This is a genomic window from Vicinamibacteria bacterium (assembly GCA_035570235.1).
Taxonomy (GTDB): domain Bacteria; phylum Acidobacteriota; class Vicinamibacteria; order Fen-336; family Fen-336; genus DATMML01.
Genome location: DATMML010000030.1, coordinates 124,745 through 146,111 on the forward strand (window position 1 = coordinate 124,745; position 21,367 = coordinate 146,111).

Genomic DNA, 21,367 nt, shown 5'->3' on the forward strand with positions numbered 1-21,367 from the left:
CTGATAAAACTCTAAACGTATATGTTGCTCTAAATGCAATTCCAGGCTAGGCTTTGGCCCCATGCCGCTCACCCTCCGGCGGCGCTATTTGCTGGGCGCGCTGCTCGGCCTCTGCGGGCTGTGGCTCAACGAGGTCACTGTTCCCTTGCTCACGCAGGGAACGCCGCAGTTCGTCTTCGGTGGCGCCGCGGTCATGGTCTGCTTTGTCAGCCTGGGCACGGGGCCCGGGCTGATGGCCGCCCTGATCTCGCTCCTCCACCTCCTCGCACCCCGAAACGCCGCCGCCCTGGCCACGCTCGTCTACGTTGTTGAGGCCTGGGCAGCCTGCCTGCTCTACCGACGTTACGGCAGCCTGGTTTTCGCGGTCACCGCCTTCTGGTTCAGCGCCGGCTTCATCCTGGATTTGGTCGTCTACGGGGGAATGGTCGGCCTTACGCAAGACTTCCTTACGCTGCTTTTCATCAAGCAGGTCTTTAACGGAATCCTGAATGCCCTGATCGCCGAAGCGGTATTGCGCTTGCCCGGGGTGAGGCTTTGGCTGCCGGCCCGCGACTCCATCCTGCCCGCCAGCCTGAAACAGTACGTCTTCAACCGCGTGGTCTTCGTGGTCATGATCCCGGCCCTGGCCCTGGCCATGCTGTTCACCCGCACGGCCTACCAGGGCCACATCCTCCAAGCCCAGGCGCGGGAGCAGCATGCCGCGCAGGAGCTGAGGACGGGCCTCCGCGAGTTCCTGCTCGGCCGAGCGACCGCGATCGGAGGCCTCGCTCGGAGGCTGGAGACGGATGGGGCCGCCCAGCGAGTTGCCGCGCAGAGCCGGCTGGACCACTTCCGCCAGGAGAGGCCGGAGTTCCAGAGCCTCAGCTTCACGAACGCCCAGGGCGTGGAGGTCGCGGGCAGCGCCCCCTCTGGTCCTTTCGGGGGCGCCCTCGATGAGGTGACCCGGTCCCTCATCTTCAAGGAGGCCCGGGCCGAAGGACGGACGATCTACACCTCGCTCGCCGCCGGCCCCCACGGGGGCAGGGAGAACCCGGAGCCGCTCCTGATCGTCACCGAGCCGCTGCTGGACGGGCAAGGGCGATTCCGGGGCACGATCTCCGGGACCCTGGGACAGGCGGCCTTCGCTCCCCTCTTGGCTTCGGTCCGCGCGCACCCCGACGAGATCGTCACCCTCTTCGACCAGGACTACAACGTCATCTTCTCGTCGGACCCCCATCGACGCGCCGGGGACTCCCTGAAGGGATATCCCCCCGTGGAAGACCTGTCCGGACCCGCCCGCAGCTTCGCTTACTTTCCTCGCCCCGACGGCACGCTGGAGAGCGAGCTGGCCATCAATTTGCGCCACGCCTCCTTTCAGCGGGACACGCTTTCCGGCCTGGGCGCGCTCGTGGATCTTCCCGCCCGCAGCCTGCATCGGGACATGATGCCCACCGCCTACCGGATCCTCCTCTTCCTGGTCCTGACCCTGCTCTTGCTCTACGCGGTGGTGACGCGGTTCGCGCGCCGGGTCTCGGAGCCCCTGCTCGCCATCAACGGCGCCGCCAACGACATCGCGGCCGGTCGCTTCCCCGTGGAGGCCTCGCTCGAGGGCCTGGCGCGTAACCCCATCGAGGAGATCCAGAGCGTGGCCTTCCACTTCCTCACCATGCGCGACGCCCTGGCCTATCGCGATACCCTCACCGGCCTCCCCAACCGTCAGCTGTTCCTGGACCGCCTGGGCCTGGCCCTCGTCCAGGCCCGTCGGAGCCGGGAGGGCCTGGCCGTGCTCTACCTGGACCTCGACCGCTTCCGCCTCGTCGAGGACTCCCTGGGCCACGCCACCGGCAACGAACTGCTGCGGATCGTGGCCGAGCGGCTGCAGAGCAGCGTGCGCGAGGGGGACACGGTGGCCCGCCTCGGCGCGGACGAGTTCGTGGTCCTCGTCCGGCAAGTCAACCACGGGGAGGACGCGGCCCGGGTGGCGCGCAAGCTCCTGGACGGCCTGCGCCCGCCCTTCGTGGTGCAGGCTAGGGAGCTCATGGTGACGGGCAGCGTGGGCATCAGCTTCTACCCCAGCGACGGCGAGGAGGCGGAGACGCTGCTGAACGCCGCCCACATGGCCATGCACCGGGCCAAGAGCGAGGGCTGGGACACCTACCGGCTCTACACCGCGGCCATGAACGACCGCGCCCTGGAGCAGCTGGCCCTGGAGGTGGCCCTCCGCAAGGCCGTCGGCCAAGGCGAGTTCGTGGTCCACTACCAGCCCCTGCTGGACCTGCGCAGCGGGCGGGTGGAGGGGGCGGAGGCCCTCGTGCGCTGGCAGCACCCGAGCTTGGGCCTGCTTGGCGCCCACCAGTTCATCTCCCTGGCCGAGGCCTCGGGGCTCATCGTGTCCATCGATTCCTGGGTCCTCCGCACGGCCTGCGCGCGGGCGGTGGCCTGGCGTCGGCAGGGGTGGCCGCACCTCAGGGTCGAGGCCAACCTCTCCGCTCGCCAGTTCCAGCAGCGCGATCTGGTGGACGAGGTGACCCGCTGCCTTCAGGACACCGGCCTTCCCGCCGAGGCTCTGGAGATCGAGATCACCGAGCGCATCGCCATGCAGGACGTGGCCCGCTCGGTCGAGATCCTGCGCGCGCTCCGCCGCCTCGGCGTGCGGATCTCCCTGGACGACTTCGGGACCGGCTACTCCTCCCTGAGCTACTTGAAGACGCTCCCTGTGGACACGGTCAAGCTTGACCAGTCTTTCGTGCGGGACATCACGACCGATCCCGGGGACGCCGCCATCGCCACCGCCGTGATCGCCATGGCCCACAGCCTGGACTTGCGGGTGGTGGCGGAGGGGGTGGAAACCCGGGAGCAACTGTCCTTCCTCCGGGATCAGGGCTGCGACTCCTTCCAGGGCCACCTCTTCAGCGCCGCCGTTCCCGGCGACTTCATCGCCGGCCTGCTCGAGCAAAGCCTGGACTCCCTGCTCAGCCAGGCCAGCTGACCCCCCCCGCCCCTCCCCGGGGCCCCGGCTTGACATTGGCCTCAGATATGTATATTAAGTATTCATATTGAGCCTGGAGGCGCCATGGGGTCCTCAGGGGCGGCGGGTTCGGCCGTATTTCTTCAATGGGCTTCCGAGACGGGTGCTCACGGAATGCCCATACCGCACGACTTGGAAGGCCGCGGCTGGCACCGGCTGGCCGAACACCCGCTCTTCCACGGAACTTGGCTGATGGAAACGGAGACGGTGTCTCTCCCTCCCTCGCCGATCACCCCGACCCGTCCCCGTCGAAGGCCCCGGTCTGGGCCCGCGCTGATCTCGCGGCGCTAACCGGGAGCCGTCCGGGCCCCGCGCGGGGTCGGTGTCCCGCAGTGCGGGCAGAGGCGCCAGAGGGGGTTCAGCGCCTGCCCGCAAGAGCAGGTCATCTCCGCCGTCGAGCCCGGTCTCCCTGGGGCAACCGCGGCCTCTGAGGGGGCCTCGCCCCCCGGCCTCCCTTGCTTCCCGACCGCGGCCGCCTCCGCCCGGCGAACCGTCTCGTCGTGGGCATCGAGGTCGGTGCTGCCGAAGAGGGAGGAGAGCATCGCTTTCCCCACCACGTTCATGAGGAGGCCGAAGAGGGCGAGGCCAGCAAGCATGGTGGCGCCGGCTACGACCTTCCCCGCGGGGGTGGCAGGGACCATGTCCCCGTAGCCGGTGGTGGTGATGGTCACGATGCACCACCACATGGTCGCGGGGATGTGCACGAAGAGGGTGCCCGGAACCTGCTCCTCCGCGTAGAACTCCAGGGTGCTGAAGATCGTCACCGCGGAGAAGAGGGCGATGAAGTAGATCTGCAGGTCCATGCGGAGGGTGTTGAGGCGCTGCTCCTTGCGCTTCTCCAACTGTTGGGCGGCGACCTTGGCCAGCTTGAGCACGCGCAGGATCCGCATCAGCCTCAGGAAGCGCAGCACCCTGAGAACACGGGCCACCTTGAGGGCCCGTATGTCCAGCATGAGGAGGATGGTGGGGGCGATGGCCAGGAAGTCGATAATGCCCCAGCCGAGAAGGTACTTCTTGCGGTCTTCCGCCACGTAGATATTGATGAGGAACTCGGCCGTGAAAATGGAGACGATCACGATCTCCGACCACTCGAAGATCAGCTCGTACTGGACGTAGAGGTCCTGCATCGAGGCCAGGGTGACGGATATGACGGAGACGAAGATCAAGACCATGATGAAGGCGTGCATCTCGCGGTAGAGCGCCGAGTGCTCGTTGGCGAAGCCTTCGCGCAACGCGTGATCGATGCGCTGGCCGGCCCGGCGGAGAGCGTTCATAGCGGTCCTCCTAGGGAACCACCCTCACGGTGTAGGTCTTGCACTGGAAAGGATGCAGCAGAGCGAAGTCCAGCCCCGCGTCGGTGACGCAGAGCTGGGGCGAGAAGAGGCCGACCGGGTAGGTGTAGTTGCGGCGGCAGTTGGCGCCGGTCGGACCGTGCACCTCCTGGTGGCCGTCACCCAGGAAATCCATGGTGAAGTAGAGGTTGTCGCCATCCAGATCGTGCGACCCGCACATGGTGAACTGGACCAAGAGCGGGGCCACGCCGGTGATGACGTCGCGCGAGCTGGCCGCGGGCGTGGTCTTGAATATCGCCACCGCCGGCTGGTTGGGCGGGGGCGCGGGCGCGCTCACGCTCACGGCCGTGGAGCAGCGGGCGGACTGAGTCGCCGAGCTCACGGTGAAGGAGGCCGTGAACATCCCCACCCCGGTGTAGGTGTGAGCGGCGTTGGGGTTGCTGCCCGTGCTGCCGTCTCCGTAGTCGATGGCGACGGTGAAGGATCCTGGCGATCCCACCACGTTCAAGTTGAAGCTCACGGCGAGGGGGGCCGGACCCGAGGACGGGCTCGCGGAGCAACTCGCGGAGAGGGTGGGGGCGGTGGGGCTGCTCTTATGGCAATCGGCGAGGCCGGCCAAGATCGGCAGAGCGAGAGCGGTGCCAGACGCCAGAATCTTCCTCATGGCCGGATGTCAATTTTCGGTGAATCATACACGCCCCGCGGCGCTTGGGGAAACTAAGGAATCTTCTTTTATTCGCGGAAAGGCACCCCTCTCCCCGTTCGGGGGCCCGGTCACCCTCGGGGCGGAGGCGGAATGGGGCGCGCCCGCCCCCGCCGCCGGCGGAGGCGGCCCTCGGGAGTCGTCCACCTCGGCAAACGACTCCCCCACTCCCTCGGCGGAGAAGAGCCGGTGCCGGTGCGCCCCTACGGCTTGTAACGCTCCAGGAAGAACTTCTTGCTATCGAGGCGCCGGCCGGACTGGTAGACCACCCACTCGCTCTCCAAGTGGTCGGCGTCGCGAAGGTTGATCCGAGCCGAGTGCATGTGGGTATCGACGTCCGGCTTCAGGTTGGCTCCCCCCGCAAAATCGAAGACGAGCTCGCCCGCGTCGCTGGTGGTGAGGCTCATCCGGGGCTGATTGCCCATTGCGCAGTAGTGGGTGAGAACGAGCGCGTCGCCGTCCAGATGATAGATCGTGATCATCTCGTGGCTCGTGCCCGGAAAGAGGTCTTCTAGGACCGCGCTCCCGTTCGAGGTGGTTCGGTAAGTGACCGTCGCCGGCGGACCGTCCTTGCTTTGGACCGTGCCCCGCCATTCGCCGTTCAGCGCCTTCAGCTTCTCGAAGGCGGCGGGACCGGCCCCCCCTTTTCCGGCGGTGCTCTTCTCCCCCGCCACCAGCAACCCGCAGATCCCCATCGCGGAAAGGGTCATCAAGAGCGTAGCTTGTCTCTTCATAAGCGCGTTTCATCCTCCAAACACACTGTTACACCTTGCCCTGAGTTCCTTTAGGCACGCACGGCACGGTGCCCTAGGTGCCACCAACCGTCCAAGCGAAAGCCCGGGGGGGAGGCAGGCTCCCGCAGGGCTACTTCAGGGCGTCCGCGCCCGCCTTGGCGCACTGGCCGTCTTGCTGGCTGGTGGCGCCCGACACTCCGATCGCGCCCACGATCTTGCCGTCCATGAGGAGGGGGAAGCCACCATCGACCGGCACCGCCCCTTCCAGGCGCAGAATGCGGAGACCCTCCCCCCCCGCGGCCAGAGCGTCCTGGAAAGCCTTGGTCGGGCGCTTGTACAGAGCCGCCGAACGCGCCTTCTCGATCGCCACTTTGACGCTGCCCGTCTGGGTGCCGTCCATCTTCTCGAAGTAGACAAGGTTGCCGGCAGGGTCGACGATGGCCACCGCCATCGTCCAGCCGTTCTTGCGCGCCTCGGCCAGCGCGGGACCGGCGGCGCTTTTGGCGTGCTCCAGGGCGACGGGCAGACCGTAGGGATTTGGCAACTGCGCCCATAGCGGCGACGCGCACAGCGCCAGGGTCAGGGCCACGACCCCCTTGACGGCGATCCGCAGTGACATGCTGGCTCCTCTCTGGACTCGACGCGGGACGGGAAATTCCGACCCGTTCTTACCTACGCGCCCTCACACCAACTCGAACCTCAGCTCGCCCAGCTTCTCCAGGCTGCAGGCAACCTTGTCGCCGGGCTTAAGCCATACCCGCTTCTCCGGGGGGCGGCCTTGGATGACGCCCTGCGGGGTCCCCGTGAAGATGATGTCGCCGGGTCTCAAGGTAATGATGCGCGAGATGTAGCTGATCATCTGCCGGCTGTTGAAGATGAAGTCACGGGTGCTCGAGGATTGCCGCGTCTCCCCATTGACTCGGCACTCGATCTTCAGGTTGTCGGGATCGACCTGATCGGCGGTGACGAGGTAGGGCCCCAAGGGAGCGAACTGGTCCGGCGTCTTGCCGATCATCCACTGGCCGCCCGTCTCCAGCTGCAGGTCTCGGGCCGTGAAGTCATTGCCGGTACAGTACCCGGCAACGTAGGAAAGGGCATCCGCCTCGCTCACGTTTCTCGTCTCCTTACCGATGACCATGACGAGCTCGACTTCGTAGTCGAACTTCTCCGCCACCGCGCGCGGGAGCTTGATCGTGCCCTTATGAGAGTTGAGGGCGTTGTTGAACTTGTTGAACAACACCGGCTGCTTCTGAGGCGACATCCCTATCTCGAGGGCGTGCCCCCGATAATTCAAGCCCACGCAGACGATCTTCTCGGGGCGAGTCACCACCGGTCCGTATTCGATGCTCTCCTCGTTGACCAGGGCCGGTCGAACCTCGACGGACTTCGTTGCCGCCTCGACCAGCGCATTCAGGCTGGGGCCATCCTCATTCTGAAGCAGATCATCCATGGTGGCGGGGGCGGGCAGGTGGAGGATTCGGGCCGCCTCTTTCACGTCCAGAATGCCCTTCTCCGTCTTGACGCCCAGACGGTATTCGCCGTCGCGGCGCAGAGTCAGGAGGGTCAGCCCCCGCGCCGTGCCCCGGACCCGGTTGCGGAGAGGCTTGGGCTCGCCCTCTCCTCCCGCCAGTCTGGCCGTGGCGGCAACGGCGCCCGCGGCCCCCGCCCCCCTCAGAAACGTCCTGCGATCCTGCTCCATGGCGGCACCCCCGGATTCGTTACCCGGTCGGATCTTCGCGGGTAGGACGGACATTGGGCTGGCATTCTAACCCGGCCCGCACCGGGGCTTCGCAAGGGGACGGGGCCCCGCAGGCTCAAACCGAGCGGCCTGGGATCCGGGGGCAGGAAAGCCAAACCCGGGCACCGGTGGAGCGGTGACCTGATGCTATCCTTGCGGAGAGTGCGGGGGCCCCCGCTTGGGGGGAGAAAGGCGCCCGTGTCGCAAGTCTCGGACATCCTGTCCGCGGGACAGGAATGGCCATGGCGGTGACAACCGGCCAGCGGCCTCTTCTCGGCGGGCTTCGGGCAAGGCACTTGCCGCGCGTCCCGGCACGTCGGTTGCAATGCAGCGGCCCTGGATCCAGCGCACCCGATGATCCGCAAGACGCTCGTGTCCATTAGGAGGTCAATGATGCACCGGCTCTGGGCAGCCCCCGCGGTAGGCTTGCTTTCCCTGCTCTACGCCTGCGGCGGGACTTCATCCCAAGGCGGCGCACCCTCCGCCTCCGATTGCAGCGTGGCCGGCGAGAATGCGCAGGTCCTGTCGGTCATGCAGTCCTGGTACTACTGGTATCAGTCCCTGCCCAGCAACGTAAATCCCGCCAACTACGCGAGCCAGAACGCCCTCCTCGACGCCATTCGCCAGCAACCCCTGGACCGGTTCAGCTACATCACCACCCAGGCCGCCAACCAGTCCTTCTATGGAGCCGGCCAGTATGTCGGCTACGGCCTCGGCTTCGGCCTGAGCGCCAGCAACAACCTGAATGTGAACCAGGTCTTTCCGGGCAGTCCCGCCGACCAAGCCGGCATCACCCGGGGCGATACCGTGACCGCCGTGAACGGCGTACCCGTGCCCACCCTGGTCGCCAACAACCAGCTGGACAGCGCGCTCGGCGCCGCCACTCCCGGGGTCAGCAAGACGTTCGCGTACACGAGCCTTCAGTCGCAAACCTACACCGTCACGCTGACGTCCGCGGTGATTACGCAGCCGAGCGTGGCGCAGGTGAACGTGTTCGATGACGGACGGGAGCGCATCGGGTACTTCCTCTTCAACAGCTTCATCGATCCCTCCAACGCCGAGCTCGACCAGGCCTTCGCGCAGTTTGCAAGCCAGGGAGTCACCCACGTGGTGATCGACGAACGCTACAACGGGGGCGGCGAGGTGAGCGTGGCCCAGCACCTGGCCTCGCTGATCGCGGGGAACAGCTACGCCGGGAAATCGCTCGCCACCCTCACCTATAACGACAAGCACACGAGCCAGAACCAGACGATCACGTTTCCCAGCATCGCCGGCCCCTTGAGCCTGACGCAGGTATTCTTCATCACCACCGAGTCGAGCGCCTCCGCCAGCGAGTTCATCATCAACGCCCTCAAGCCCTTCATCGACGTCGTCACCGTGGGCGCCGCCACCTTCGGCAAGCCGGTGGGAGAGGACGGCTTCAACGTCTGCGCCGACGTGCTCTACCCCATCACCTTCAAGATAGAGAACGTCAGCGGCTACGGCGATTACTTCAACGGCCTCCCCCCGACGTGCCCGGCCGCCGATGATGTGGAGCACGCCCTGGGCGACCCCGACGAGGCCTCCCTGGCCACGGCCCTGAGCTACATCCGCACCCAGAGCTGCCCCCAGGCGGCGACGCGACCGAATGCCAGCCGCGCGACCTCGCCGCACCGCCGAGTGGCGCGCGACGGGTGGCGCCAGCTGATCAACGCATACTGATCCCAAAACCGGGGTTCGCCTACCCGCGGGGCGCCTCCCATCGGTCCCGTCCAGGCCGGTGTGGATCGGTCTTGGGCCGGGGATGGGCTTGTGCGCCCGGGCCGGCGAACCCATGCCGAGTCCCGGGTCGGGCCTAGGCGGACAGGGGGATCTAGACCGCTCTGACCCGCGGCGGCGAGGCTCGGCGGGGATGGCCCCGAACCCCCCCGGCCCTCACCTCCCGACGATGAACAGGCTTCCCGCGTTCAGGGTGTAGATCTTGCCATCGGGCCCCAGGGAGAGCGGGGTATAGGCCGCCCCGATCGCCTCTTTGAGGAAGAGCGTCTGCTGGGGGGCCGTGAAGACCCCGCGGTGGCCCTGGGGGATCGCGTAGAGGTTGCCGTCCTCGCTGTTGGCATAGACCAAGCCGTTGGCATCGATGGCGGGAGCATTCACACACCACTCAAAGCCGTTGGGGTTGGAGGGCGGGCGATTGGTGTTCTGGAAGCTCCACTCGACGTTCAGTTGCGGTCCGAGCTGGGTGATGTAGAAAGGCCCGGGGGGGACGGGCTCGCAGAGAGGGTTGCCGTTGAAGGAGCAGTACAAGCCGGCGCCCCCGTAGTGATTGTCCTTGATGACAATGGAGTAGGTGCCGTCGTGCACGTAGACCGCCGGGGTCGAATCCCACCCAAAATCAAACGCCCCCACGAATCCGCCCTCCGGATCGAACTTGAAGAGGTGCCCGCGGGAAGCGTTGTAATTGGTCATGGCCCCGAAAACGACGCTGCCATCGGGAAGAACGGCGGGAGAGGAGGACGCCTGATCGACGACGGAGCCCGAGCCCGAGTCATTCGTGGTCGGGTCGACCCCCGGCCGGGCGCCCACGCGACAGGTGTTGGGCTCGCCGGCGGCGGTGCCGATGGGCACGATGACGCCGCAGCCATCGCTCAGGCGCCGTTGCAGCGTGGCCTGCCACCTGGGGGTGAGATCAGGGTTCACGGCCAGGAGATAGGCGACCGTGGCGTCGAAATGCGCGCGGCTCACCGTGTAGACCGTTCCATCGGGAGCCACGGCGGGAGCGACGTTGACCCCGGGGCGCTGCGAACCGCAAGGCTGGGGCGGCGGCGCGGCGGTGGGAGCGGGGGGCCAGGGCAGGGAATTCTGGTCCGCGAAGGCGCCCGGGCAAGAGGAGGCGATCCCGGGCGGCGCCCCCGGCACCAGCGATCGATACGTGGCGACGGTGGCGGCGTCGTTGGGGGACACCTTCACGAGCCACGCCCCCTGGACGTCCGTGGCCAGCCAGGGATCGGCAACGCGAGGGTCGCCCAGAAAAAGGACGTTGTAGTAGATGTTGCCCCCGGCGTCAGCGGTGAGGGGGCCCGACACGAACGTATTCCTGGGATCGGGGTTAGCCCCCGCGAAGGGGTCGATCTTGGAGGCCGACTTCCCCGAGTCCTTGTCAACCTTCCACAGCGCCCCCGAAGCGCCGGGAGCATAGAGGAAGCCGTTCGCGAGGACGGGCTGGAAGACCGGCTCCCAGCCGCTCAGACCCAGCCCGTTCGGCTCCGGCTTCCAGTCCGTCGAGAAGGCCCAGACCTCGGCCGGCTGGCCGCTCTCCCAGGTGTAGCGCTTCACCGTCCACACCAGCTGGTTCCACGCGTTGGGGCCGCAGGTGCTGCCGTTGGCCCAATCCCCGGGGGGACTGCACGAGGGGTAAGTCCCCGTCTTGACCTCCATGTAGAAGTCATTCCCGTCGATCAAGGGCACCGGGTAGTGGGACAGGAGCGATCCCGAGAACTCCGCCTGCTCCTGGGTGACGAAGGGGTCGTACACGATCATGGCCAGCTGATGATCCAGGGGCTGCCCCGCCACCATCACCCGGCCCGTGTGCTGGGGATTCAACCCCCACTGCGGCCAGAAGGGATTGTTCGAGGCCGGAGGGGTGGCGTGGCTGCTCGAGGAGCCGCAACCGGGGATGATGAGACCCCCTCCAACCAGGGCGGTCGCGATTGCCAGTGCGCGCAGCGTGTCGCCCTTGCCACTCTCCGCCATCGAGCTCCCCTCTTTCCCTGATCTTGCCCTGGGATTCGTCGGGCGCCTAACCCGGCTCCCGACCGCGAGGCCACCTGCTCTGGGACCCCTTCTTCGGAAGCGAGCGCGCTCGTTCCCAGCAACGACGCCACGCGCGCTCGGTTAGAGCGTCGCGACCGCGGCCACGGCTGTATCGACCTCCTCCGGCGTGTTCAAGAGGCTACCCGCCAGCCGGGCGAATGGCGGGAAGTAGGGGCTCGTGGATGCGATGATCCGCTTCTCCCGCAGGCGACGGACCACGTCCTCCGGCTTCAGGCCCCCCACCTCGAAGGCTACGAGTCCGGCCGACATGCCGGCCTCGCGGGGCGTATGCACCACCACCCGGCGGAGCCCGGCCAGCCCTTCCTTAATGCGTGCGTTCAGTTCCTGGATGCGCGCCGCAATCCGGGCCCTTCCGATCTCCCGATGGAAAGCGAACGCCGCCGGCAGCGCCCACATGTGCTCGTAGGCGTGGAACCCGCCCGGCGAGACCCACCGCCCCTCCGTTACCCCCGGATCCCGGCCCTCGCCCCACGCCACGTAGGGCCCCGTCTCGAACGCGGGCACGGTCGGCTGTACCTGCTCCCAGGCCTCACGCCGTCCCCAGAGGACTCCGGTCCCCCGCGGGCCGAAGATCCATTTGTGCGCCCCGGCGGCGAAGAAATCGCACCCGATCTCCGCCACCGCCTCGTCCTCGACGCCGAACCCGTGCACGCCGTCCACCACGAGCAGGATGCGGTCGCTCGCCTCCCGTGACCGGTTGGCGTCCGCGATGACCGAGGCCAGCGCCCGCAGGGGGAGCTTGACCCCGGTCGAGGAATGGACCCATGTCACCCCGACCACGCGGGTGGCCGGACGGATGGCCCGGCGGAGGCGATCGACGGCCTCGTCCGCGCGGGCGCGGCTGCCCGTGTCATAGAGCGCGATTCTCCGCACCTCCGCCCCCGTGCGCTGGGCGGCCAGCCGGATCGACTCGTGGTGTGAATAATGATCGTGCAGGGTGGTGAGGATCTCCTGGCCCGGTTTGAGGCGCAGGCCCGAGTAAACGAGGGCGAGTCCCTCCGTCGTGCAACGGGTCAAGGCCACGTCTTGGGCTCGGCCGCCCAGGTATTCGGCCGCCGCCGCGCGAACCTCGTCCGGCCTTTGGAACAGATTGTGCTCCACGGTCTCGAACGGGTTCTCGTCCAGGGCGCGGCGAAGCTCCTCGATAGCGTCGTGTACCGGCCGTGGGTGGGAGGTGATGAAGAAGGCGGAGAAGTGAGCAAGGTCGCGCGCGACCGGGAACTGATCGCGGACCCAGGCCCAGGAGCGCGGCGGGGAGGGCGGGATCGCCACCTTTGCCGTCGGCAACGATTGCGTCCACGTGGGGCGTGCGAGAGCACCGGCGGCGATTGAGACCCCGGTCGTCATCAGGAAACCGCGACGGTTCATGGCCATGGGGCACCTCCTCCCGGAGCCAAAATATTAAAGCAAAACATGGGGACCGCGCGCGGCTGGTTCAGCCGCGTGCGTCCCCTTTGCCTGCCGGTAGTCGAGGGGTCCGGGATCGGTCACGAAGGGCGGGTAGGCCACGACCCTTTGAGGGGGCGGCGCTCTTGGGAGGGGGCGCAATCTCTGCCGAGCACAGATCGCGAGCGACCGATTGTTCAGCCCGGGGCCGGGCGTCCCCGGATGAGGGCTGGTCTCAGGACTACCCCCCCGCGAAACCGATTTCGCTCAGGATAATCACCCGGGACGGCGTGCGGTCGAACAGCAGCCGGATCGTCCCGATCCTCGAGGGATCGAAGCCCTTCGCCTGTTCCGCGAATGCAGAGAGTGGAAGCTCAAAGGTCTGGAAGGCGGGCTCGGAGTCCTTCTTGTATTGCCAGCTGTCCATCCGCGCCAGCTTGGTGAAGCGGACCTTGAAGGGGGGCGGAAGCGTGCCGAAACGGCTCAGGGGCAGGCTCGACGTGACCCCATCGACGGTCCGCATTTCGATCGTGAAGTCGGTGGCCTCCTCCTTCGCGTCCTTCTTGTCTTTCTCCTTGGCCTTGTCCTCCTTCTCCTCATCGTCCGGCTTCTTGCCCGGCGGTGGTGCTTTCTCATCCGTCACCGCGAGCGACATCGAGAGGATGGAGTCTGGGCTGAGCGTCCAACGGGGCGGCCTTGTCTCCGGCAGCGAGATCGAATAGACGGGCAGAGCCGGCGGTGTCCCGTCCTTCTGCGCGGAGCGGTTCCATCCGAGAAACACGCCGTTGTAGTCACGGTCGCCCTGGCGAAAGGGAATCTTGCCCTCGCGCCAGACGGACAGATTCTCGGCGGCAATCCGCCCTCCCGAAACCGTGGTGGTCGTAGGGTCGGGGTCTTCACTGAAGTCGCTGATGACCCTGTAGGAGGCGTCCTGATAGCGGCTCATATAGAGGGTAGGGGGTAGCCAGGAGCGGACACGGCGATAGTCGCGGAAGAGGGGCAGGTATTCGCGGCGGTCGTGGAGGGTGGTCTCCAGAAACGCGGAGATATAGACCTTGGCGATGCGCCGCTGATCCTCTCCGCTCAGGAGGGGTTTCAAGTTCAGGAAGTGGCTCATGGGCTGGCCGACATCGCTTCTGCCCCAGCCGGTATTAAACTGGCCGTGGTTAGCGCGGTAGACGTAGACCTCCGCCTTGAACCAGGGGCCCGGTTCCGTGTAACGCACGTGGTCCCATTGCCGGCTCCCCATGAAGGACGAGACGTCAGCGTCGTTGGCGCCCTGCAGAGTCAGGTAGCTCACGTTGTCGATATACCGCCATTGCCCCGCGGGCTTGTACTGTCCGTCGGCGGGGGCGATGGCGACGACCGACTTGATGGGATAGCCGTAGCTGAACTTGATGTTGGCGTCGTCCGGATAGCACGGCAGCCGGTTGAAGAGCGCCGCCGTCGCCGCCGCTTCCCCGCCCCGAGAGTGGCCCATCAGGGCTACGTTGTCCACGTCCACCTTCTTGTAGAAGGGGTTCCCCGGTGTTCCGTTCCAGGTTCGCCAGAGCTTGAGGTGCTCGAGCAGCATCCAGCCGCGCACGGCCTGCTGCTTGGGTGGGTCGTGAAACAGACCGCCGTTCAGGAAGTTTTCGTCGAGGGAAGCGAGGATGAAGCCACGGCTTGCCAACAACTCCCCCAGGTACTCGTATCCCGGGTCGGAGAAATCGGACATCGTATGGTTGCCATGGACGATCAGGGCCAGGGGAAACGGACCGTCGCCCTCGGGATACCAAACGCGTCCGTTCAGGGGAAGCTTGTCCATGCCAAAACCCCAGTACGCTCTCCGGAGCTTGGCCTTCCAGCCCTTGAAGTCTTTGAAGAACAAAGAAGCATCTACGGTATCGGTCTTGATTGCGACCGACTTGCCGTATTCAGGCCGCCGGATATCCGTCCCGCTGCCGTAGAGCAGCGACCTGGTTTTGTAGGGTCCTTGGTCGGCCGGGTTCGGAGCCGACAGGGGGGCGGGAGAGGGAGGGCTCATGTCTGGGAGCTGGAGCATGCCTTTCTCCGTCCCCTCGCCCATGATGAAGTAAAGGAAGGCGGCATTGGCCGCGAGCGCGGCCACGAAGAGGGTGGTCGTGAAGACCTTCTTGCTGCGCGGCGCCGTCTGGAAATGGCCATGGACGAGGGTCGCGATCGCAACGCCCAGAACTCCCTCCACCAGGAGGACGGAGACGCCCAGGATGAGACCCAGCTCAAGGGGCCACTGAATCACGATGAAAAGACACGTGCCGACAACAATGCCGGTGGCGAATCGGGGCAGCTTTCCAAACAGGGTCAGCAGCAGGCCTACGCCGAGCGCTCCCAGCAAGACGACAAGAGCCCCGACGGCAAAGGCGAAAACGAAATCGATCAAGAGGCCGAACCCCGAGCGCAGGTAGTAGCCGCCGATGATGGCGGCCACGGCCCCGGTTATCCAGGACGCCCAAATGACGCCGTTCAGCGCCTCCGGGCCGGGGCGGATCGTCGACCACGTATGGGCCCACCAGCGCCATACCCTGCCCCACCGATCCTTGATACGGAGCCTCAGGGGAGGGCGACTCTCATCGCTTATCGGGGCGGGCGGCACGGGATCAACGGTTGAAGACACGGTAACCCCCTAGGACAGGCGAACCACTCATTCCGATGTCAACGTCGATAGTCAACGTCCTTCACGGCTCTCTTCCGGAGCACACTTCTCGGAACGATCTCGGGTGGCCGAGTTCGACCCCCATCCTTTGACGCTTCCGTTGCCGTCAGCGTTTGCAAGTCCGTCGCCGTTGGCCGCCCCGAGAGATGTCCAGCTGTGGCCCATCCCCCTCCCTCCAAGGGCGTGGATCTACGGAGGGATCCCGGTCCCCGCTTTGTAGGCTCTTCGCCTTTATCCCGGGTCTACGTCCAAGCGGACCCTGGGGCCTCTGCCTCTTGCGCTCTACACGCGCGGGCCCGACCGTGCGATCGCGGGCGTCCGACGCGAGGGCGGGGGCGACCTCCGCTACCCCGCAACCGGCTAGAAGCGTGTTCACGGCGCCCCGGCGGGAGAACCCGCGGGGAGGGCCCCCCGTGCCACCAAGGCCAACGTCACGAAGTAGAGGCCGGCGCCCACGAGCAGCGTCCGGTCGAACCCCCACAGCATGGCCAGGGCCACCGCGGCCGACGAGCCCAGGACGGAGGCAGCGCCATTGACGCCCCAGGCCCAGGGAACAAGGCCTGGGGCCCCCCCCGCGAGAAGCCGGAGGCCGGCGGGCATGGGCACGCCGAGCAGCAGACCCAGCGGGGCCAGGAACGTCACGGTCAGGGCGACCCTCGAGGCGGCACCGAGGTGGACGAGCCCGTAGAAGGCGGGCCCGAGCCAGAGCACGTAGGCCACGACCAAGGCGGCCACCGCGGGCAGGAGCCACATGAGCAACGAGGGGAGCCGCTCCCGGGGGATGCGCGCGGAGAGCGCGCTGCCTAGGCCGCTAAACACGAGCACCGAGAAGAGGACCACGGTCAGCGCATAGGCGGGATGTCCGAGGAAGAGCACGCACTTCTGCACCATCACCAACTCGACCACGATGAAGCCCATGCCCAGGCAGGCAAAGTACAGGAGCGCGCCCGCCCTCCCCGGCTGGTCCTCCAACCGGGCCCGCACGAGCAAGAGCGGCCCGAGCACGAAGAGCGCCACCAGGACGGCGCTGATCCCCACCAGGGTAACGAGCACGACGGTGCCCAGGTTGGTCTTGCGCCACTCCCCCCGGGCCCAGCGGGGGTTCAGGAGACGCCCGGGCCGCACGGACTGGAAAAAGAAAGGGCGGTCGTCGCGCGGGGGGGAGATGTCGCTCGGGAATGTGGACCAGAACCCTTGCGGGTCGCGGGCTTCGATCAGGAGGGAGATGGGGCCGCGGGGACGCGTGCGGGGCGTGTAGAGCACCTCAAAGCCGAGCCGCTCCGCAAAGGCCTCCGCCCGCTCGACCTCCGCGTCCGTGAAGGGAGTCTTCTTGAGGAGGAAGGTGGCGGTGGCCAGGGGCTGGCCCTCCTCGGGCAGGCCCCGGACAAGGATGAAGTGGCCCGCGGCATCGGCAACCCCGGACGCCATAAGGGCTGCGCGCCCGAGGGAGACGAGCCGCAGGAGCTGGTCGGGCGGGTTCTGGTACCAGCGAGTCATGCTCAGAATGCCGCTTGGGCTGAGGCGGCTGAGGTAGTCCCGGAAGGCCTCCTCGGTATAGAGGTTGTTCTCGGCGAGGGCAAAGGCGCCGGCGGAAGTGGCCGCCCACGTATCCACCATGGTCCCAAGGATCAGATCGTACTTTTCCGGCGAGCGCCGGATGAAGCTCCGTGCTTCGTCCACCACCAGTTTCACCCCCGGCTGCTCGTAGAGTCGGCCCGAGAAGCTCCGGAAGGGCTCCGCCGACACTACGTCCCGCGCTACCAGGGGGTTCACCTCAACGGCCGTAACCTCCCGTGCACCGAAGAGGCGGGCGATGATCACGTCCACCCCCCCTCCCGGTCCGATCACCAGCACCTTGTCCCGCCCTCCCAGGTGGTAGGCCAGGGAGTCGATGCGGTTCCCTTGCCGGGCATGACGCTGGCTGTCTGCGGCGTCGCGGTACAAGAGGGTCCCGGCGTCGGCATCGATGAGGATCAGCAGGCGGTCGCTGTCGCCGCTGCCGGCCACGGTGACCCGGGAGAAGGAGTTCCACTTCGAAAAGAGGAGGCCGGTCTCGGGGAGGCCCTTGGCTTCCCGGAGGCGGATCCAGTGGTACGTATGGTTTCCGACCAGGAGGGCCAAAGTCCCGGCCGCCACCACCGCCACCGAGATGCGAGCCCCGCGACCCGCGTCCGGGCCCGCGAACACGACGCCGGCAAGCCCGGCCAGAGCCGCGACCAACAGGACCGCATCCACCGCCCCCAGCACCTCGAGCGCGGGCACGAGGAGCAGGCAGCCCGCGGCCGCGCCGGCTAGGTCGCAGGCGTAGATCCGGCTCGCTTCGGGGGCCCACACCGTGAGGGCGAGCGTGATCGTGCAACCCGAGAAGAAGAAGGCCAAAGCGGCCGCTCCGTAGATCGCGGCCAGCGGCGGGACCGTCTGCGGGCCCGGGCTCGCGGGCGGGATGGGGTTGGCCAGGACCACGAGCAGTGCGGCCACGGTCGCGGCCGCGAAGAGCGCCGCGAAGAGGGCGAGGGCTCGGCTGGGGACGGGGGGCCGGAACCGCATCGCGTAGAGTGCGACTCCGCTCGCCCCCGAGCCGAACAGAGCCAGGGACACGGCCAGAAAGGCAAAGTGGTAGAACATGGTGGCCGAGAAGAGGCGGGTGAGGGTCAGCTCGAGCAGGAGGGTGGCGAGGCTGGTGAGGATCACCCCGGCCAGGGCACGACGCGAGCTCATGCGAGACCCAGAAAGGCTCGCATGCGGTCGAGCCCTGCCTCGAGGTCGCGCTTGAGGCCGCGATCGCGCGGTGGGTGCGATTCGACATGACCGAACCGGGGCCAAAGCCGACCGTTCTTGACGAAGAGCTTGCCCCCGCCGATGTCTGCCGCGAGCTCGTCACGAAGCCGTTGGCGACGAAGAAGCCCTCCTCGATGCCCAGCTTCGCGTGGCGCCGTTCGAGGCCCCCCGCTTGGTAGCCCTTGACGCGATGGCGCAGGGTAAGGTCCTGAGCGGGCGCGGGAGCGCGGATCGGATCGGGCTGGACAAAGCCCAGCCGGGGCGGGGCGCGTTTCAGCGCTGGGCTCGAAGACGCTCTGGGCGACGGCAAAGCGCCAGAGGTGCTCAAAGAGGATTGGATTTCGCCTGGACATATCGGTCGAGGCCGAAAGCGGAGGCGCCCCGGGGACCCTGCTCAAGCGCTCCCGCCAAATGACGTCGGGTCTTTTCTTAAGCGGCGTTCTTGATCCCGATCTGGTCCTAAAGCGTTCAGGCGCTTATGATGGTTACGGAGCTGGAGTTGTAGCCGGCGGGAATGTCCATGGTGAATCGTTCGCCACAATTGGGACAATACAGTACGACAAGCACCGGGCCGTCGCTTCCATTGGGATCCGCGATCACGATGAATGCAGCCTTGCATTTCTTGCAATAGTCCGACTTCTGCATCAGCGACTCCTTCTGGGCGCCTTTAAGAGCGACGGTGCCGAGAGCCCCACCGCGGCTGCATCTCGCCTGCCTGGTCTTGGCCTGGCCGACATCTGGGCTCGTCCGGCCTCGTTGTTGCCTCGCTACAGCCGGAGAGCGAGGTTCACTGTCGTCAGGGCTCTCACCATGGCGGCCCTCTCCAAGAGGGCCCTAGAGTATCGCAATCGCCGAGCTCAGAGGGGAGGCTCATCGTTTAGCGCGGCGTCGCGAGGGACCGTTAGTCGAGCGTATTAGAACCACTATCCTTGGAACCACTAACCGCGCAAGCTGAGCGCGCCGCCAGTCGAGACGGTCACGGACCGCGCTTTGTCTCCGCCGGGTTAGACGCGGGCAGGCGGGACCCAGACGCAGAATGCCCTAGGGGGCACGGGAGCGAACGCAGTACAGGCGGAAGCGGTCAGCTCGGCGATCAGGTTACAACCTGTGTCGGCGGCGAAGGCACGCCGTAGTGCTCAGGATAGCGAGCCATCGCCGGCTCGTAGAGCGACTGCAACCTCGCCAGGTCCGATTCCATGTCCCCGCTCGGATCCAACGCCGGGTGGAGACGCACAGTACGCGTCCGGTAGTCGAGCGCCACTGGCCAAATGGGCACCCCCGCCCCGACCGCGATGCGATAGAAGCCGGTCTTCCATCGTTCCACGCGCTTCCGGGTCCCCTCGGGCGCGAGGGCGAGGACCGTCGGCTCGCCCTCACGGAGCGACGACACTGCCTGCTCAACCACGCCGTCGGGGGTAGCCCGATCAACGGGGAGACCGCCCATCCACCTGAGGAAGGTACCGAGCGGAGGCCGGAAGAGCGTGTCCTTAGCCAGGAAGCGGCCGCGCAAACCCAGCGCCAGAAGAGCGGCGAGGCCCACCACGAAGTCCCGGTTCGACGTGTGAGGCGCCACGATTGCCACGCAGCGCGGGACATTCGGAACCTCACCCTCGAGGCGCCAGCCAATGCCCCGGAGGGCGAGACGGCCGACGCCGCGCGAGAAGGCGTTGCCTCGCCGCGGCACGGAGGGCCCGATGGGCGGAAGCATCAAGTCTGGCAGCCCGGGTCAGGCACAGATGGCCGAACAGTACACCAAGAACAGTTGCTGGCCGTGCGGCTCATCCCGGATACCTATGATTTGTTCGAGTTGAAGACTCGCTCAGAACCACGTTTCCTGGCCGTGGGGAAGATCCTGACAGGGGCAACGTTCGCGCATTTGGCAGCCATAGACCGGGCGTTCTTGGCCTCGCCCGACCCACCCGGCACCAGCTAGAAACCGAGCTGCCGGGCGATCTCGACAACTTGGTGCGGCGACCAGGCCACGTAGTCGGGCTGTTGTGTCCAGGCGCCGGGACCGGCATGACCACCGAAGCAAGCGGCCACGCTCACCACCTCGACCGCGAGACCACTCGCGGCAAGGGCTTGCTGTGCGTTGCGAGCACATCGAACATCGGTCTCGTGGTCCCCGACGTAGAGGGCGCGACCGGGGGCGAGCTCGTTGAGCTGCTTCAGACAAGCAAGTAGCCCGTCGGGCTCCGGCTTCTGGCGCTTTATGTCCACCTCGTCGTAGCCCACGATCACCCGGAAGTGCTCAGCCAGCCGTGCGCCGGCGAGAGTGCGTGCGATCTGGTCGCGGGCGTTCTGGGACACGATTCCGTGCTTTGCCTGGCGCAGCCCTACCAGGACCTCGCCGATGCCCTCGAAGATCTCGGTCGGTGTATCGTCCTTGAGCTGGTACGCCGCCCACAGGCGGCCGAGCCGGTCGGTTTCGTCCTCATTGAAGCCGAACTCCTGAGCATAGAGCTCCCGCCAATTGAAGTATCGCCGGTTCACCTGGTCGTAGATCTCGGGAGAAGCGAGCGCGGGAATGCTATCGAGTGCTCTGCCCGTAGTCTCGGCGATCAGCCGACGGACGACGTTGTAGTTCCGCCGCCGAGTGTCGGCCAGGGTGCCGTCGAAATCCCAGATGATTGCGGTCGGGGTGGTCATACCTGAGCTTCTTCCAGTAGGACAAACAGCGCAAGCAGCGCGGCTTCCCCGCGAGTTAGCCTAGGGGCTCGAAGCGTCGCAGACCGACTCCGAGCTCTTCCGGCTTGTGAATCTCGTCACGATACTGCCTGTCCGTTGCGCCCGGCAGGGACGCCCGACGCACACGCCAATGAGTTGCCTACTGTGCTGTCGTCACAACAAGACCAGCCTAAACCACGTCAAACATGAGCGAATGGCCTAGTGCAGCCATGCACTAAGGCAACATATCGCGGAAACTAAGGCATATCCCCAATATCGGCGGTGCGGTCATAACGGCTACTTTGTTGGCGGAAACAGGGTAGCCCCTTCTCAAGAGAAGGATGAGCCCCCGGGCGCAAGCGGGTTGGCTCCTCAAGGCAGACGGCGGCCTCCTGGATGAAGGAGAACCGATGCCTTTGGGATTCCCCTCGTGTCAACGTGCGCTCGTCCTTGGCGTCGGTCTTGCGATCGCTTCGCCGGCCACGGCCGCCATCCTCCCCCCCGATCGGCTCACCACCTGGAACCCCGGCGTGCCCGGCGGTGTCCCCGCCCGGACGACCGTCTGCGCCACCGTG

General features: G+C 66.6%; 13 protein-coding genes and 1 pseudogene. 2 read left to right on the forward strand and 12 right to left on the reverse strand.

Annotated features, from left to right (window positions below; all coding sequences use genetic code 11):
• The first annotated feature begins 61 nt into the window (after positions 1-61).
• Positions 62-2,968 carry an EAL domain-containing protein gene (locus VN461_05030; protein HXB54124.1) on the forward strand — a complete coding sequence of 969 codons (2,907 nt, stop codon included), beginning with the start codon at positions 62-64 and terminating at the stop codon, positions 2,966-2,968.
• A gap of 326 nt (positions 2,969-3,294) precedes the next feature.
• Here the strand turns inward: VN461_05030 and VN461_05035 are convergent, their stop codons facing one another.
• The 5 genes from VN461_05035 to VN461_05055 form a co-directional block, all read right to left on the reverse strand.
• Complete coding sequence (locus tag VN461_05035; protein HXB54125.1) at positions 3,295-4,281, reverse strand: potassium channel family protein; 987 nt, start codon at positions 4,279-4,281, stop codon at positions 3,295-3,297.
• Between the two features lie 10 nt (positions 4,282-4,291).
• Positions 4,292-4,963, reverse strand: a complete 672-nt coding sequence (locus VN461_05040) for a PKD domain-containing protein (GenBank protein ID HXB54126.1) — start codon at positions 4,961-4,963, stop codon at positions 4,292-4,294.
• 242 nt (positions 4,964-5,205) lie between these two features.
• Complete coding sequence (locus VN461_05045; protein ID HXB54127.1) at positions 5,206-5,736, reverse strand: hypothetical protein; 531 nt, start codon at positions 5,734-5,736, stop codon at positions 5,206-5,208.
• 130 nt (positions 5,737-5,866) lie between these two features.
• Positions 5,867-6,355 carry a heme-binding protein gene (locus VN461_05050; protein ID HXB54128.1) on the reverse strand — a complete coding sequence of 163 codons (489 nt, stop codon included), beginning with the start codon at positions 6,353-6,355 and terminating at the stop codon, positions 5,867-5,869.
• A 63-nt stretch (positions 6,356-6,418) separates the two neighbouring features.
• A complete protein-coding gene (locus tag VN461_05055) occupies positions 6,419-7,489 on the reverse strand; it encodes a fumarylacetoacetate hydrolase family protein (protein HXB54129.1) in 1,071 nt (356 codons plus the stop codon).
• Positions 7,490-7,864: 375 nt separating this feature from the next.
• Between VN461_05055 and VN461_05060 the strand changes: the two genes are divergently transcribed.
• Entirely contained in the window at positions 7,865-9,175 is a 1,311-nt protein-coding gene (locus tag VN461_05060) for a S41 family peptidase (GenBank protein ID HXB54130.1), read from the forward strand.
• Positions 9,176-9,388: 213 nt separating this feature from the next.
• On the opposite strand, the gene VN461_05065 is transcribed toward VN461_05060, so the two are convergent.
• The 7 genes and pseudogenes from VN461_05065 to VN461_05095 form a co-directional block, all read right to left on the reverse strand.
• A complete protein-coding gene (locus tag VN461_05065) occupies positions 9,389-11,206 on the reverse strand; it encodes a hypothetical protein (protein ID HXB54131.1) in 1,818 nt (605 codons plus the stop codon).
• A 141-nt stretch (positions 11,207-11,347) separates the two neighbouring features.
• Complete coding sequence (locus VN461_05070) at positions 11,348-12,661, reverse strand: aminotransferase class V-fold PLP-dependent enzyme (protein ID HXB54132.1); 1,314 nt, start codon at positions 12,659-12,661, stop codon at positions 11,348-11,350.
• 253 nt (positions 12,662-12,914) lie between these two features.
• A complete protein-coding gene (locus tag VN461_05075; protein HXB54133.1) occupies positions 12,915-15,308 on the reverse strand; it encodes a hypothetical protein in 2,394 nt (797 codons plus the stop codon).
• Between the two features lie 411 nt (positions 15,309-15,719).
• On the reverse strand, positions 15,720-18,065 hold the full coding sequence (locus VN461_05080; GenBank protein HXB54134.1) for a hypothetical protein: 2,346 nt from the start codon (positions 18,063-18,065) through the stop codon (positions 15,720-15,722).
• 187 nt (positions 18,066-18,252) lie between these two features.
• A pseudogene (locus tag VN461_05085) lies at positions 18,253-18,478 on the reverse strand (winged helix-turn-helix domain-containing protein).
• Between the two features lie 740 nt (positions 18,479-19,218).
• On the reverse strand, positions 19,219-19,833 hold the full coding sequence (locus VN461_05090; protein ID HXB54135.1) for a lysophospholipid acyltransferase family protein: 615 nt from the start codon (positions 19,831-19,833) through the stop codon (positions 19,219-19,221).
• Between the two features lie 221 nt (positions 19,834-20,054).
• Positions 20,055-20,774, reverse strand: coding sequence for an HAD-IA family hydrolase (locus VN461_05095; protein HXB54136.1), 720 nt, complete (start codon positions 20,772-20,774; stop codon positions 20,055-20,057).
• Positions 20,775-21,367: the final 593 nt, after the last annotated feature.